The 14,636-nt window shown below is 72.7% G+C and carries 12 protein-coding genes; 2 read left to right on the forward strand and 10 right to left on the reverse strand.

Translation table 11 applies throughout. The annotated features are described in order from the left end of the window. Positions 1-19: 19 nt before the first annotated feature. Positions 20-3,343, forward strand: coding sequence for a right-handed parallel beta-helix repeat-containing protein (locus ACZ470_RS16380; RefSeq protein ID WP_468427721.1), 3,324 nt, complete (start codon positions 20-22; stop codon positions 3,341-3,343). 58 nt (positions 3,344-3,401) lie between these two features. On the opposite strand, the gene ACZ470_RS16385 is transcribed toward ACZ470_RS16380, so the two are convergent. The 6 genes from ACZ470_RS16385 to ACZ470_RS16410 form a co-directional block, all read right to left on the reverse strand. Next, on the reverse strand, positions 3,402-4,604 hold the full coding sequence (locus tag ACZ470_RS16385; protein ID WP_468427723.1) for a hypothetical protein: 1,203 nt from the start codon (positions 4,602-4,604) through the stop codon (positions 3,402-3,404). 74 nt (positions 4,605-4,678) lie between these two features. Next, positions 4,679-7,963: a hypothetical protein gene (locus ACZ470_RS16390; RefSeq protein WP_468427725.1), complete on the reverse strand. Its 3,285-nt coding sequence runs from the start codon at positions 7,961-7,963 to the stop codon at positions 4,679-4,681. After that, the gene (locus ACZ470_RS16395; protein ID WP_468427727.1) at positions 7,960-8,670 is read right to left on the reverse strand and encodes a type VII secretion system-associated protein; all 711 of its coding nucleotides are present in this window, start codon (positions 8,668-8,670) and stop codon (positions 7,960-7,962) included. Before ACZ470_RS16395 ends, ACZ470_RS16390 begins: the two co-directional genes overlap by 4 nt. An 8-nt stretch (positions 8,671-8,678) precedes the next feature. Next, on the reverse strand, positions 8,679-9,737 hold the full coding sequence (locus tag ACZ470_RS16400) for a sugar-binding transcriptional regulator (protein ID WP_468427729.1): 1,059 nt from the start codon (positions 9,735-9,737) through the stop codon (positions 8,679-8,681). Continuing rightward, positions 9,734-10,288 carry a YkgJ family cysteine cluster protein gene (locus tag ACZ470_RS16405; protein WP_468427730.1) on the reverse strand — a complete coding sequence of 185 codons (555 nt, stop codon included), beginning with the start codon at positions 10,286-10,288 and terminating at the stop codon, positions 9,734-9,736. Before ACZ470_RS16405 ends, ACZ470_RS16400 begins: the two co-directional genes overlap by 4 nt. After that, a complete protein-coding gene (locus tag ACZ470_RS16410) occupies positions 10,285-10,947 on the reverse strand; it encodes a hypothetical protein (RefSeq protein ID WP_468427732.1) in 663 nt (220 codons plus the stop codon). The genes ACZ470_RS16405 and ACZ470_RS16410 overlap by 4 nt, the downstream gene beginning before the upstream one ends. Before the next feature lie 198 nt (positions 10,948-11,145). Here ACZ470_RS16410 and ACZ470_RS16415 point away from each other — a divergent pair, with 198 nt between their 5' ends. Beyond that, positions 11,146-11,703 carry a glycoside hydrolase family 25 protein gene (locus ACZ470_RS16415; protein ID WP_468427734.1) on the forward strand — a complete coding sequence of 186 codons (558 nt, stop codon included), beginning with the start codon at positions 11,146-11,148 and terminating at the stop codon, positions 11,701-11,703. Here the strand turns inward: ACZ470_RS16415 and ACZ470_RS16420 are convergent. The 4 genes from ACZ470_RS16420 to ACZ470_RS16435 form a co-directional block, all read right to left on the reverse strand. After that, positions 11,677-12,327 carry an endonuclease domain-containing protein gene (locus tag ACZ470_RS16420; RefSeq protein WP_468427736.1) on the reverse strand — a complete coding sequence of 217 codons (651 nt, stop codon included), beginning with the start codon at positions 12,325-12,327 and terminating at the stop codon, positions 11,677-11,679. The genes ACZ470_RS16415 and ACZ470_RS16420 overlap by 27 nt on opposite strands. 325 nt (positions 12,328-12,652) lie before the next feature. Further along, complete coding sequence (locus ACZ470_RS16425; RefSeq protein ID WP_468427738.1) at positions 12,653-13,375, reverse strand: NADPH-dependent F420 reductase; 723 nt, start codon at positions 13,373-13,375, stop codon at positions 12,653-12,655. Between the two features lie 42 nt (positions 13,376-13,417). Next, the gene (locus tag ACZ470_RS16430) at positions 13,418-13,630 is read right to left on the reverse strand and encodes an EF-hand domain-containing protein (protein WP_468427740.1); all 213 of its coding nucleotides are present in this window, start codon (positions 13,628-13,630) and stop codon (positions 13,418-13,420) included. Between the two features lie 48 nt (positions 13,631-13,678). Further along, entirely contained in the window at positions 13,679-14,593 is a 915-nt protein-coding gene (locus ACZ470_RS16435) for a helix-turn-helix domain-containing protein (protein WP_468427741.1), read from the reverse strand. Between the last annotated feature and the right edge of the window lie 43 nt (positions 14,594-14,636).

The raw sequence follows: 14,636 nt of genomic DNA on the forward strand, positions 1-14,636 counted from the left end.
GCACAAGGAGGTTCGAGGCGTGGCACGCCAAATACTCACGGTCGGCCCGGAACGGTCGGACGGCTTCCAGACGATCGGTGAGGCACTGGCCCAGGCCCGCACCGGGGCGGTGATCCGGGTCCGTCCCGGCCGCTACGCCGAGAACCTCGTCATCCGGCACCGGGTGACGATCGTCGGCGACGGCGAACCGGGCACCGTCGAGCTCTGTCCGCGCAGCGGTTCCGCCGTCACGCTCATGGCCGACGCCGTGATGCTCAACGCCCTGACCGTCCGGGGCCGCGACAAGGAGGCGGCGGTCGTCGACGTACCGGCCGGCCAGGCCGCCCTCGACGGCTGCACCGTGACCGGTGCCGGATGGACGGCGCTGCTGGTCCGCGGCAAGGGCTCGCTGGCCGCCCGCGGCTGCCGGATCAGCAACCCCGGCGGCGCCGGACTCGTCGACTCCTCGGAGACCGAGAGCATCGTCGAGGACTGCGTCTTCGAGAACTTCGGCACGTCCGCCGTGGTCATCGGCGAGACGGCCGGCCCGCTCGTCCGCGACTGCCGCATCCGGGGCGCCCGGGCCAACGGTGTCCTGGCGAGCGGCGAGGCCCGGGGCATCGTGGAGGGCTGCGACATCTCCGGCACCGACAAGCCCGCCATCGCCCTGGAGGGCCACAGCTCGACGCGGGTGGTGCGGTGCACCGTCCACCACACGTCGGTGGGTCTGCTCGTGACCAGCATGTCCCGGCCGGAGATCGAGGAGACGTCCTTCGAGACCATCGCGCAGAGCGCCGTCGTCATCTCCGGCGGAGCCGACCCGCTGCTGAACCGGTGCGCCACCCGGCGCACCAAGAGCAGCGGACTGCTCGTCCTGGACCGCTCCCGCGGAACCCTGGAGGGCTGCGCCTTCCACGGCTCCACCGAGGCCGCCGTCCGCGTCGTCGAGGGCAGCGCCCCACTGCTGCGGGACACCACGGTGACCGACTGCGCCGACACCGCCGGGGCGGTGCTCCTCGCGGACGACTCCACGGCCGAGTTCGACCGCCTGGAGGTGCTGGACGCGGCGGGCGTCGGCATCTCGGTCCGCTCCGCCGCCAATCCCCTGCTGCGCCACGCCCGGGTCACCGGGGCGGGCGGCCACGGCATCGAGTTCACCGACGACAGCCGCGGCCGGGTGGAGCACTGCGAGATCGAGTCCGCCGGCGGCAGCGCGCTCAGCATCGACGACGACTCCGACCCCGAGATCAGCGACACCGTACTGAACTCCGCGGCGCGCTCGGGTCTCGTCGTGGGCGAACGCGGCCGGGGCACCCTGCGGGACTGCGCGATCAGCGACAGCGCCGACGCGGGGGTGAGCGTGCGGGACGGTGCGGAGATCACCCTGGACCGGGTCCGGGTGACCGGCTCCAGGGCCCACGGCGTCCAGGTGTCGCGCGGCGGCCGGGCCACCCTCACCTCCTGCGAGATCACCGGCAGTACGGGCGACGGCGTACGGGTCGACAGCGCCGAACCGGTCGACGTCACCCGGTGCGTGGTGCGCGACAACCGGGGCGCGGGCCTGCGCCAGAGCCGCGCGAGCGAACGGCTCTCGGTCGAACTGCTGACGAGTGCGGACAACGGCCTGCCGGACAGCTGGGGCGAGGGTGCCGAGCCGGCCGGCGAGGACGGGACCCCGGGCGGGCCCGGCAAGGAGCACAAGCCCGAGGGCCCGCTGGCCGAACTGGAGGCGCTCATCGGCCTCGACAACGTCAAGCACCAGGTGAACACGCTGGTCAACCTGAACCAGCTCGCGGAGCGCCGTCGCCGGCTCGGCATGCCGGTCCCGTCGATGAGCCGGCATCTGATCTTCGCCGGGCCGCCCGGCACCGGCAAGACGACCGTCGCCCGCCTCTACGGGAGCATCCTGGCCGACCTGGGCGTCCTGCGCAGCGGACATCTCGTCGAGGTCGCCCGCGCCGATCTGGTCGCCCAGGTCATCGGCGGTACGGCCATCAAGACCACCGAGGCGTTCACCAGCGCGCTGGGCGGCGTGCTCTTCATCGACGAGGCGTACACCCTCACCGTGGAGGGCACCTCCAACGACTTCGGCCGCGAAGCCGTGGACACCCTGCTGAAACTCATGGAGGACCACCGCGACGACGTCGTGGTGGTGGCGGCCGGCTACTCCGAGCAGATGGAGTCGTTCCTGTCCGCCAACCCGGGTCTCGCCTCCCGCTTCACCCGCACCATCGAGTTCGGCAACTACGCGGTGGAGGAGCTGGTGACCATCACCGAGAGCATGTGCGCCCAGCACCAGTTCGAACTCGGGCCGCTGACCCGTGAGGCCCTGGCCGTGCGCTTCGAGCAGATGACGCGCGACGCGTCCTTCGGCAACGGCCGGGCCGCCCGCGCCGTGTTCGAGGACATGGTGGACCGGCAGGCGTTCCGGCTCGCGGCGATGACCGACCCGGCGGAGAACGACCTCACCCTGCTGCTGCCGCAGGACGTCGGGGACGCGGAGGCGGCGGCCGTCGGCGGGACGGCCCAGGACACCGACGACGCGGCCGATCCGATGACCGAGCTCACCGCCATGGTGGGACTCGGAGCCGTGAAGCGGGAAGTCGCCGACCTGGTCAGCCTGCTCACCAACGCCAGACAGCGGATCGCGGCCGGACTGCCCGCGCCCCGGATCAGCAACCACCTGGTCTTCAGCGGACCGCCCGGCACCGGCAAGACCACCGTCGCCCGGCTGTACGCCAGGCTCCTGCACTCGCTGGGGGTGCTCCCCCGCGACACCCTGGTGGAGGTGGCGCGGGCGGACCTGGTGGGCCAGTACGTCGGCCACACCGCCCAGCGCACCAAGGACGTCTTCACCAGCGCGCTCGGCGGTGTGCTGTTCATCGACGAGGCGTACACCCTCACCCCCGAGGGATCGTCCAACGACTTCGGCCGCGAGGCCGTGGACACCCTGCTGAAACTCATGGAGGACCACCGCGACGAGATCGTGGTCGTCGTCGCCGGATACACCGGGGAGATGGAGCGCTTCCTCGCCTCCAACCCCGGACTGACGTCCCGGTTCTCCAAGTTCGTGCACTTCGAGGACTACAGCACCGACGAACTCGTCACCATCGTGTCCCGGCACGCCGCCTCCTCCGGGTACGAGTGCGCCGAGGACACCCTCGAAGCACTGCGCGCCCACGTGGACGCCATTCCGCGCGACCGGTCCTTCGGCAACGCCCGGCTGGCCCGGCAGTTGCTGGAGTCGATGATGACGAGCCAGGCCCGTCGGCTGGGCGCACTGCCGTCGCCCACCCTCGCCGACCTCACCACGCTGCTGCCCGAGGACCTGCCGCCCGCGCGGCGGCACCAGTCGGCCCTGTAGTCCGTGAGGGTGAACGCCCGCCGGCCGGTGCCGACGGGCGTTCACCGCGCCGCGTCCCTCACACGGTGAACTTGACGGCCTCCAGCCAGAGCTGGGGTTCCGTGGAGCCGCCGAAGATCCAGCCCTCGGGCGACTCGCACGCCAGGCCGCCCCAGTCACGCTCGCCGAGCTTGTGGTTCTGGCAGACGTTGCCCGCCTCGACACCGATGGTGAAGCCACTGAGGCTGGGCGCGTTCGCGGCGGCGCTGCCCAGGACCAGGTCGACCCCGTCGGCCGCGCCCGACCACTTGGTCGTCCATCCGTCCTTCTGGACGAACTCGTTGCCGTTCACCCGCTTCGTTCCGGACACCGCGATGTTCATGGCCGTGATGGGCCGTCCCTTGCCCACGTGTCCGGCGGTGGCCCCGTCGCACACCGGGGCGGTCCAGCCGGAGCCCTTCACATGGACCCGGTAGCAGATGTGCCGGCCGGGGTTCGACGCGGCGAGCCGCTGGACGGCGTAGGCGGCGGTGTTGGGCGGCAGCTTCGGGGGCCGGTGCTCCTTCACCACCTCGGCCTCCGCCGTCTTCTCCGGCTCGCGGGAGGGAGTCGAACTCGGCGTGGGCGGCGGCGCCTTGACGACGGGGGCCGGCTTGGCGGACGGCTTCTTGGTCGACGGCTCCGGGGTGGGCTCCGCCGGGGCGTACTCGCCCTTCGGCGCCTCCAGGGGCTCCTCGTCGAGCAGCGTGTCGGAGCCGGCGGCCACCTCCACGTGGTCCGTCTTCTTCTTCTCCGAGTCGTCCGTGGCCCAGATCAGCAGCGGTACCGCGAGGAGGACGACGCCCGCGATGCCGGCGGCGGCGAGCAGGGGCTTCTTCGGGTTCCCGGACGGCGGTTCGTCGGCGCCGCCCGAGGCCGCCGTACCGCCGGTGCCCGCCGTGGCGCCGCCCTCGGCGGCTCCGTCCGCCGACGCCTCGGCGTCCGGCTCCGGTCGCCGGAGTGCGGCGGCGGCCGGCCCCTCCGCCGTCCCGCTCGCCGTTGCGGGGCGTACCGGGGCCGTCGCGTTCTCCGAGGTGTCCGGGGCCGGTCGTGCCGCTTCCTCTTCCTCGTTCCGTCCCTCGGTCTCGTTCCGGCCCGGCGTGGCGGAGGGGCGTGCGGCCGGTGTCGGCATCAGGCCCGGGTCGGCCGCGGCGGCCGGCCCCAGGGAGACCGCCCTGCGGACGGACGCCCCTTCTCGCTCCGGCCCGTCGGGGGAGGACTGTGTCTGACTGCTTGCCATCATTCTCCTCGGACTGTGCACGTGATCGGTGGTGGTGTCGGTCCTGCGCGTGCTCGGTGGTGCGTGCGGTCCCCTCGCTACCCGTCCTGGCCCACCGGCCCGGAACAGCGCTCCGGCCAGCCCCGGCCCTCCCCCGCGCGGAACCCCTTGGTCAGCGCGTCCTCGAGGTGCCCGAGTGCCTTGAGGTCCAGGCCGCTCAGTTCTTCCGATCCGTCCATGTAGGCGGTGGCGTTCCCGGGGAGCTCGCGCAGCAGCACCACGGGCGGGCCGGCGGGCACGGTCCGTACCCCCAGCACCCGGAAGCCGGTCCCCGGCACGAAGACGATCTCCTCGTCCGCCTCCGGGGAGCCGGCGGGCCGGTCGAGCAGTTGCCGCACCTTGCGCCCGGTGACGGACCAGATCGCATAGCGCACGGCGGCTCCGGCGGGGAGCGGCGCGGTTCCGGCCAGGGTGCTGACCGGCCCGGGGTCGTGCAGCAGCGTGCCGACCCCGGGTTCGGGGCCGGCGGCGTCCCCGCCGCGCAACGCCACGCCCCGGTAGGACGGCAGCCGCCGCAGGGCGGACGCCAGACAGCCGGCGTAGGGCAGCAGCCGCCCCTCGCCGGTGCGCAGGTCCCGGATCAGCTCGCGGTGGTGCAACGGCCCCTCCACGGTCGTGAGGTAGGCGTGCGCGGCGACGAGATCGGTGCGCGCCGCCTCCAGTTCGTGGCCGCGCAGCGCGGGCATCCGGGTGAGCATCCGGGACACGGCCGCGGCGTGCCCCTCCCAGGCGCCCGCCGCGAAGTCCCGGAACGCGGCACGCTCGGCGGCCCCGCTGACATGCCCCGGAACGAACGGGAGGTGCGGAACCTTCGGCGGAGGGCTCGGGACCGCTGCCGCAGGCGCGGGTGCCGCGGCGGTACGGGCCCGTTGTGCCGGCACCGGCGGCGGCTCGCTGTGCGGCTCCGGGCCACCCGAGCCGTCACCTGCGGGCGCCTCACCGCCACCTTCCGGCTCAACAGCCGTCACCGCTCCGGCTGTTGAGCCAGGCCCGCCCGTCTCACGCTCAGGTTCCGCACCGCGCCCCGAGGCGGACGAACGCGTCGAGGCCGGCTGCCCCCCGCCGACCGCCCCGGTGTCACCACCACCGCCGCCGTCCGCGCCCTCGCCGACCGCACTCGCCGATGCCAGCGCCCCCGCTTCCCGCGACGCGGGGCGACCGGGCACCGTACGACCGGACGGACGCGTCGGGGCCGACTGCCCTCCGCCAACCGTCCCGATGTCACCACCACCGCCGCCGCCCGCGCCTTCGCCGACCACACGCACCGCTCCCGCAGAGGAAGCCGACCCGCCCGCCGACGCCGACGCCCCCGCCTCTCCCAACGCGGGGCGACCGGGCACCGTACGACCGGACGGACGCGTCGGGGCCGACTGCTCCCCGCCGACCGTCCCGGTGTCACCACCACCGCCGCCTGCGCCCTCGCCGACCACACGCACCGCTCCCGCAGAGGAAGCCGACCCGCCCGCCGACGCCCCCGCCTCTCCCGACACGGGGCGACCTAGCCCCGTACGACCGGACGGACGCGTCGGGGCCGACTGCCCTCCGCCAACCGTCCCGGTGTCACCACCACCGCCGTCCCCGCCCTCGCCGACCACACGCACCGCTCCCGCAGGAGAAGCCGACGCCCCCGCCTCTCCCGACGCGGGGCGACCGAGCGCCGTACCCCCGGGCGGGCGTGTCCCGAGGGACGCTCCTGCCTCCGGCGTCTTCCGGCCTCCGGCCCGTTCGCCGGGCCCTTCACGGGTCGCCCCGCTGTCGCCGCCGACGGCGGGCAGCACGGACGAGGACGTGGACGTGGACGGAGAGCGCGGTGTCGCCGCCTCCGGAACGGCCGTCCTCCGCGCGGGTGTCGCGGACTCCGTACCCGGGCGGCGGGCGACGGTACCGATCGGCGAGGGACGCTTGGCCGTGACGTAGCGGATGCCCGGTACGCCGTGTTCGGCGGCCAGCCGGCGCAGTTCGCCGTCGCCGCCGACGAGTCGGCCGCGCACCAGCAGGGTGGTTCGCGCCCGGACGTCGGTCCCGAGGCCACTCAGCAGCCGGGACAGCGCGGGCAGCAGGGAGCCGTCCAACGGCTGCCCCGGCAGGCCCAGTTCGATGGCGCACACGTCCGGGTCCACGGTCGGTCCGAGCGGCCCCGGTCGGGGACCGTCCGCCGGCCACAGGGCGAGCCCGGCACGGGTCACCGTGGCCCGCCAGTGGTCCGTCAGCCGTACGGTCCCCGGTTCGGTGCCGCCGAGCAGCCAGTCGGGCGCATGGCTCCCCACCGGCCGGGGGACGGGAGCCCTCCCCTCCGCGTCGACGGGCCCGCAGACCACGGACGGGACGAACGGCCGCCAGGTCGGCCTCCCGTCCCGCCCCACCAGCGTCGGCCGGGCCACCGCCCCGGGCGGTGCGTGGTCGGCGAGCAGCGGCAGGCCCGTGAGCACCTCCGTCTCGGTGCCCAGCAGATCGGCGACCGACTGGCTGAGCCGCAGCAGATCACGGTGGCCACCCGGCGCGAGCCGGACGCGGGAGCGCTCCGCCTCGGGCAGCGCGGCGAGCACGGCCGCCACCTCGTCGGCCGCGACGTCCTCCGCGCGCGGCGCGCCGACCAGCACCGTGGGCCGCTCGAAGTCGACGGGAACGGAGAAGCACAGGTCGTCGGGGGCGGGGACGGGGGCCTCGGCCGGGCGGATCAGCAGACCCGCGGGAATCCGCTCCACGACACAGCCGCCGTTCGTGCGCGTGGGCACCCGGCCCAGCGCCTCCTCCCAGGCGGGGACCGGGGCGCGCGGGCCCAGCTTCCGGGGTTTCTCACCGGGCGCGAAGCGCCACCAGGCGCACCCCGGGCGGGAGTCGCCGTGGACGAAGAGCGTGCCGCCGGGGGTGATGAGCACGGCCCCGTCCGGCGCGGTCACTTCCAGTTCCCAGGCGTCGGCGATCCGGCGGGCGACGCAGGGCCGGTCCGGCCGGTCGTCTCCCGCGCCGGACATGACGAGCCGTATCCGGTCGGTGCCCTGGGAGCGGAGGGAGTCCAGCAGAACGCCCAGCCGCGCCCAGTGGTCGGCGTCGGGCGCACCGCCCCCCGCGGCGGAGCCGACGATCACCGTGACGACGTCCTCCTCCACGCCGACGGCACCCGCCACCTCGGCCAGGACGTCCAGCGGGAACGAGTCGTCCTCGACCGAGCGCACCAGCAGCACGCCGTCGACGTCCTCGACCGGTGGTCCGCCGGCTCCCCGGCGTCCGGTGCCGTCCCGGCCCGCGGCCGGCCTCGCCGTGTCACGGCCCGTGCCCTGTCTGCGGCCCCGGCCCGGCAGGACGGACGACCAGCGGCTCACGCGTCCGTCCCCCGTACCGGGTGAACGGCCTCGGTCAGCACCCGTACGGAACGGCCGGTGGCCGTCACCGGGTCCCCCCGCTCACCGTCCCGCGTCGCATCCCGTACGGCGTCGGGTTCCAGCAGCATGCTCGCGGCGGCCGACGGATTCAGATAGAGCGCGTGGCCCTCGGGGAGCCGCGGCACGAGGTCGTCCACTGTGACCACCTCGAAGGCGAACCCGCCGGTGGCGTGCAGGAACACGGACGACGTGAACAGCGGCACCACCGGGGTGCCGTCCGTCGCCGCGGCGCTCAGCAGCCCGCCGTCCGGCCCCGTCAGCACCGCCACCTCGCGGCCCAGGAGCGCCGCCGGCACCGCCTCGCCCGGCCCGTAGCCGGTCGACGCGAGCTGGACGGCGCGGTCCACCTCGTCCACCGGTTCGGGCCAGCCGAGCGCACGGGGCGACGGCCGGTACTCGGGGTTCTCCTGCCATTCGACGATCTCGCCGTCGAGGCCGGACCGCCACCGGCCGAGCATCGCCCAGTCCGGGGGCCTCCCCTCGCCGGACCACATCGGGTCGACCACCCCCAGCCAGTGGTCCGGGGCGCGGCGGCCCGCCTCCCGGATGTCGTCCGGTACGGGCGGGAGTTCCCCGTCCGTGCCCGGTTCCACCGTTGCCGCCGGCTCGGTCCCGGCCGGGGCGCTGTCGGTGCTGTTCTGGCTCACTGCTGTCCTCATTCGGTGGATCGGGGCGACGGGACGGTCCACGGCATGCCGTCCGGGCCGTCCTGCCGGAGCAGGCGGCGCGCGGTCGTCGCGTCGGTGACGACCCCGGTGAGCAGGCCGGACCTCAGCACGGCACGGATCGCCTCGGCGCCGCGTCCCCCGTTCGCGACACCGATCAGCTCGGGGACGCCACGGAGTTCGGCGTCGCCGATGGTGATCATGCGCGCGTTCAGCTCCGTGCGAAGGACACGGCCGGCCGCGTCGAAGACGTGCCCGGCCAGCTCCGCGCACGCCCCCATCCCGCGGAGCGTCTCCCGCTCCGGCTCCGACAGGGCGTCGTACACGGTCGAGGACGTGGCGTCCCAGGCGCCGATCCCCACGACGGCCTTGGTGACGCGGGCGAACTGGTCCAGCGTCTCGGCGGTGGCCGGCTGGCTGCGGAGGAGGGCCGCCGTCGCCGCGTCGGTCAGGAGGAAGGGGGTGTGGAGGGGGAAGGCCCGTCCGCCGCTCGCCGCGGCCGTACGGCGGACGGCGGCGACCGCGGCGTCATGGGCGAGGTCCGGCCCGTGCACGCCGGTCAGCTGGACCACGTCGCACAGGGGCAGCCGGGTCACCGCCTCGCTGAGCGCGTCCACCGCGTGGCTGCCGTCCAGCCCGAGGACGTCGCCGGCCTCGGCGACCCGCGTGAGCAACTGGGCCGCCGCCGTTCCGAGCCAGCGGCCGGCCTGGCGCCGGTCCGCCGGGGTCACGGCGCCGCCCTCGCCGCCGGCCAGGTTGACAACGATGCCGTGACGGAGCCCGAACCGATCGGCCAGCGCCTGCCCCAGGGACACGTCGATCTCGGCGGGGACGGTGATGTCGATCCGTACGATGTCGTGGGCCACGGCCGCGTCGAGGAGGCGGGCCACCTTGAAGCGGCTGATGCCGAACTCCTTGGCGATCTCCACCTTGGACCGGTGCCCCAGGTAGAAGCGCCGGGCGACGGCGGCGGCCAGGAGTTTGTCGACCGGGGCGGGCGGGGCCGCCACCTCGCCGGGCCCGGCCATGTCGTTCCTCCGCAGGCTCATCGGCCGGTCCGGTCCGCGCCGAGGAGGAAGTCGTAGAGGTCCCTGGGGGTCCGCTCCCCGCCGTCCTTCCGCACGGCGGCGTTCCACTTCCGGGTGAGCCGCCGGTGCTCCGCCCACGCCTCCCGGTTGCGTTCCAGGTCGCGCCGGTACGTGGTCAGTTCCATCGCGGCGAGATTCCACGAGTCCGGTCCGCAGACGGTGTCCTGACGGATCCCCACCGCACCGCGTTCGAGGGTCGTGGGGAAGTTGCTGCACACCAGGGGGCGATGGGCGTACACCCCGCAGCGTGCCTTCCCTGTATCGAGCTCCATCAGGAACACGCAGGCCCCGGTCCCCGGTCTGCGCACGAGATAGAGGTCGAGGGTCGGCCCGTCCGGGCTCAGCCGGAAACCCGAGTCGTCCTCGAGCAGGGTGACGAACTCCTCGGGGTGCAGGGCCGTTCCGGCCGCGACCCTGCGGACGTCCGCGGCGGTCACCCCGACCTTGTACCGGCGGCAGCAGTCGCCCGTGCAGCCCGCGCAGCCGGCGACATTGACTCCGCTCCCGTTCACGACGCCGCCTCCCCGGGCCATGCCGTCCCCGCCTCGCGGGCGGCGTGCGCCTCCAGGAGGTAGCGCTGGAAGTCCCGGATGCCGGGCTCGTCGTCACCGGTGGCGTCCTCGGTCAGCGCGTTCCACCGCTTGACCACCTCGAACCAGTGGTCGCGGTCCGCCGCCCAGGCCGCCCTGGCCTCCGCCAGCTTCTCCTGGTCGAGATCGTCCTCGGCCCACTGGCGCGGCCCGCCCGTCGGGTTTTCGGCCCTCGCGACGGCCGGATCGGCGCCCTCCCCCAGCCGCGCGGGGAACGCCCGGCACGACACGGGGGCGAGCTCGCCGAGCCCGCAGTGGCCGAGCCCGCCCGAGGTGCGCAGCAGGAAGAGACAGCCGTGCGGGCCGTTCGCCAGCCGGAGGTTCACCCGCCGCCGGCCACCGTCCGTGACGATCCCGGTCGGATCGCTCGCCGCAGCGGGCGCGGACTCGGTCACATGCCACGGCTCCAGGGCGAGGGTGCGGGAGATGCGGACGATGTCCGCGCCGGTGACGAAGCGGGGCCCGCGGGTGCAGAGCGCCTCGGTCCGGGAGGCATGCCATGCGGCGCGCGTACTCGGTGCGCCGTCGGTTAACAACACGTCACTCCCCTCACGGGCCACCCATTGGCCAACACGTGCCATTCATATGCCTAGTTGACCGGGGCGGAGTGGCCAGCACATGACCGGGAAACGACATTGGAGTTACACGGGGGGCCAAAGTGACGTCCGAGACCGGAGTTGACGGTCGAAGAATCCCTCGTCGCGGGCGAGTCGCCCCGGTCACGGAGGGGAATGAGACAAGCGACTCCCCTCCCCCCACAAGCACTTCAGGGAGCGCGCATGCTGCGTGGCATCGACGTGAGCTCGTACCAGCCGTCCTCGTACGACACCGACGGTCTGTCCTTCGTCTTCATCAAGGCGACGGAGGGCCGTTCGTACACCAACCCCAAGCTCTCCGCCCAGACGAAGACGGCCCGCGACGCCGGTCTGGTCGTCGGCTTCTACCACTTCCTGTGGCCGGGCAACCTCACGGCCCAGGCCGAGTACTTCGTGAGCAAGGCCCCGGAGCGGCGGGGCGACCTCCTCGCCGTCGACTGGGAGACGACCGGCGAGGGGACGCACGCGAGCAACGCGGAGAAGGACCGCTTCATCCGCAAGGTGAAGGAGCTAAGGCCGCATCACAGAGTGATCCTCTATGCCAATAGGCACTTCTGGCTCAACGTCGACACCACCTCCTACGCCGGCGACGGCCTCTGGATCGCCGACTACGTCACCGCCGGAAAGCCCCGCATCCAGGCGAAGTGGCGCTTCCACCAGTACACCGACGACCCGCTGGACAAGAACGTGGCGGACTTCTCCAGCAAGACAGCTTTAAAGGAATGGGCCGAGGGCACCTGAACATGGGTCACCCGCCCCGGCCAGCAACTGCACATGGAGACGCTTGGCAGGCGGATCTGCGAGATACCCGTTCAGCAGGTCAAAGGTACGCAGTTCAGGTGGTAGTGCCTCGTACCACCCCAGAGCGTGGATGTTGCAGTTGTTGCAAACGAGCCCTCGAACGCACTCACCACAGCTGCGCCTGCCTGGACAACATCCGTGGTCGTGATCGATGTCCAGAGCCCTTCTCCCTGGGGCGACAACCTGGCACACCGCGCACCTGCCCTCCTGCAACAGCAGCAACGCGTCGATAAACTCCTTGGTCACGTTGTAGTGCCCAAGTCGTACACGCTCGGCATTGCACGGCTTGCAATACGGGCGCGGAGCACCTGATGAATTGAGCATCGAGTACTCGGACAGAACCTTGTCTTCACCGCATCCGAGACACTCGATGACCCCTCGCTCAATCATCGCCTGCACAGCACCATTGCCTCGCTTTCGCTGGAGTGACGTGAGGGGGCGGCCGTTCCTCTGCTGCTGGTAGTGGCCTGTACAGAGGCCCTTGGCTGAGACCGCTCTCCCGCATGCGTCGAACTTACACATACGCCGTTCCGTCACCGCGCGAGCCGCACCGATCGGTTCCATGCGCCCGCCTCTTCGGTGTTGCGCGTAATGGGCGGCGCACAGGCCTTTTGTGAACCGGTGCGCATCAGATGTCCGATCGCAAAACCAACCATCCCCACGCGCCCTGCAAATCTCCACGCCATCCCCCGGCCACCACGCCCCGACAATTGCCTTTCCTCGACTCAACGACCGTGTCGAACATGCGTAACGCTCCCGCACGCCAGACCGTCGGACAGCACTCAAGGGCGCTCTCGTCGAGGGCACAGTGCGCCACAGGGAGAGCCGACCGGGAGGTTCCTTGGACCAGGTGAGAACGATTGCCAGGGATGGTGTGAACAGGGAAGATCTAGCCGCGGAACTCCGGCTTGCGTTCCGGGGAGGCCTCGGCCAGTGCCTTGGTGACGGACTCGGTGCCCTCGCGCAGGCCGTAGACGGGTGTGTCGGGCTGCTGGCGCCAGGACTCGTCGATGCCGCCCGCGTCCACGGTGTCGAAGCCGAGCTCCTCGATCAGGGCCCGGACCTTCCGCTTGGCCGCCTCGTCGTCACCGGCGACGGGCACGGCCAGCCGGTCGGGGTCGCCGGCGGGGCGGTGGCGGTCCAGGATGTCCTGGGCGTACGTGCCGTTGAACGCCTTGATCACGGGGTGGCCGATCTGCCGTTCCGTCCAGCGGCTCTCCGTGAGGCCCTCGTCCTCGATGCCCGCGATCCTGCCGTCGCGCTGCCGGGGGTAGTAGTTGCCGGTGTCGATGACGGCCACACCGTCCGCGGCCTCGTCGAAGAGGCCGGACGGCAGGTCCGGTACGGCCTTCAGCGGGACCGTGACGACGACGATCTCGGCGCCGCGTGCCGCGTCCTCGGCCCGCACCGGTGTCGCGCCGGTCTCCTCCGCCAGATCGGTGAGCGTCTCGGGTCCGCGGGAGTTGGCGACGGAGACGTCATGGCCGAGGGCCGTGAGCCGCCGTGTGAGGTTTCCCCCGATGTTGCCCGCACCGATGATGCCGATCTTCATTTCGCGCTCGCCTCGCCCTTCCGGGGATCGATGTCCGCTTCGGTTCCCTCCGGGAACCACACGGTCGGCACCAACCCCCGGGACGGGCGGGCTATTCCGGACCTACTTGTTCAGGTGGGCCCAGAACTCGTCGAAGGACAGGACCTTGTCGCCGTTGAGGTCCCGGGACTTGATCACGGCCTCGGCGACCGCCTCGGTGACGTTCCAGTCACCGCCCTGGGCCAGGGCGCTCTTGAACTCGGCAGCGGTGATGAACCCGTCCCCGTCCGTATCGATCCGCTCGAACTGCTTGCGCGCTTCCTCGATGTCCGCCACCGATCCGCCCCTCGTCTCGTACTGTGCGTCTAACTGGCGTAGGTCAGATTAACCGCCCACCTGAGCCCTCAGTGCGGCGACCACCCACCCGAACTGCTCCTCGTGCGACGACGGCGGTTCCAGGCCGTTCACGATCGCGCTGAGTTCGCGGTAGCGGGCGAGGCGTACGTTGGTCGCCGCCGAGAGGCGTTCCAGGACGGCGGCGGCGTCGGCGTCGCCGATCAGCTCGCGCAGGATGCCTGCGGCCCGCGGCGACTCCGGCGCGACCCCCTCCCGCACGGCCTCGCCCGCGAGCCGGACCAGGCGGCTCATGAACCACAGGGAGCTTCCGGCGGGGACGTCGGGCCCCCGGTCCGCCGCGTTGAACTCGATCATCCTGCGCATGGTCGCCCGGAACTCCGGGTCCTGGATCAGCTCGGCCAGCTCCACCCAGGCGTCCACCTGCTCGGGCGTGGGGTCGTCGGGCAGGTTGGCCGCGGCGAAGCGCAGGCGGGTGCGGATGTCGGGGTCCGCCGTGTCGATGCCGTCGAAGACCTCCGCCATGAAGTCCTCGATGATCCGTTCGCGCTCGGCCGCCGACAGTCGGGCCAGCTTGTTCATGAGCGTCATCTCCTCCGCGGTCGAGCCGCGTCGTGCCACGGTCGACAGCACCGCGCGGGTCACCTTCAGCGATCTGATCTGCGCGTCCAGCGCGGCCACGTGCGCCGCCGCGACCCGCGCGACCGTGGTCTCACCGGTCAGCACGCGGCGTACGTCGTCGAGGCCGAGGCCCAGCTCGCGCAGGGTGCGGATCAGCTCCAGGCGGGCGACGGAGCCGGCGTCGTAGAGCCGGTAGCCGCCCGCCGAGCGGGTCACCGGGGGCAGGGCGCCCTCGTCGGACCAGTAGCGGATGGTGCGCACGGTCAGTCCGGTGGCCCGGGCGAGCTCGCCGATGGTGAGAAGTCCGGTGCCGTCGTCGATCATGTCTGCGAGTCTGGGCCTTCCAGTGGGTGGAGACTCAAGGAGC

The organism is Streptomyces sp. NPDC031111 (genome assembly GCF_055570675.1).

Bases quoted from the DNA above. Each gene is read 5' to 3' on its own strand.
- ACZ470_RS16410 (WP_468427732.1), bottom strand. From the start codon at position 10,947: ATGGCACGTGTTGGCCAATGGGTGGCCCGTGAGGGGAGTGACGTGTTG.
- ACZ470_RS16435 (WP_468427741.1), bottom strand. From the start codon at position 14,593: ATGATCGACGACGGCACCGGACTTCTCACCATCGGCGAGCTCGCCCGG.
- ACZ470_RS16415 (WP_468427734.1), top strand. From the start codon at position 11,146: ATGCTGCGTGGCATCGACGTGAGCTCGTACCAGCCGTCCTCGTACGAC.
- ACZ470_RS16420 (WP_468427736.1), bottom strand. From the start codon at position 12,327: ATGGAACCGATCGGTGCGGCTCGCGCGGTGACGGAACGGCGTATGTGT.
- ACZ470_RS16400 (WP_468427729.1), bottom strand. From the start codon at position 9,737: ATGAGCCTGCGGAGGAACGACATGGCCGGGCCCGGCGAGGTGGCGGCC.
- ACZ470_RS16385 (WP_468427723.1), bottom strand. From the start codon at position 4,604: ATGATGGCAAGCAGTCAGACACAGTCCTCCCCCGACGGGCCGGAGCGA.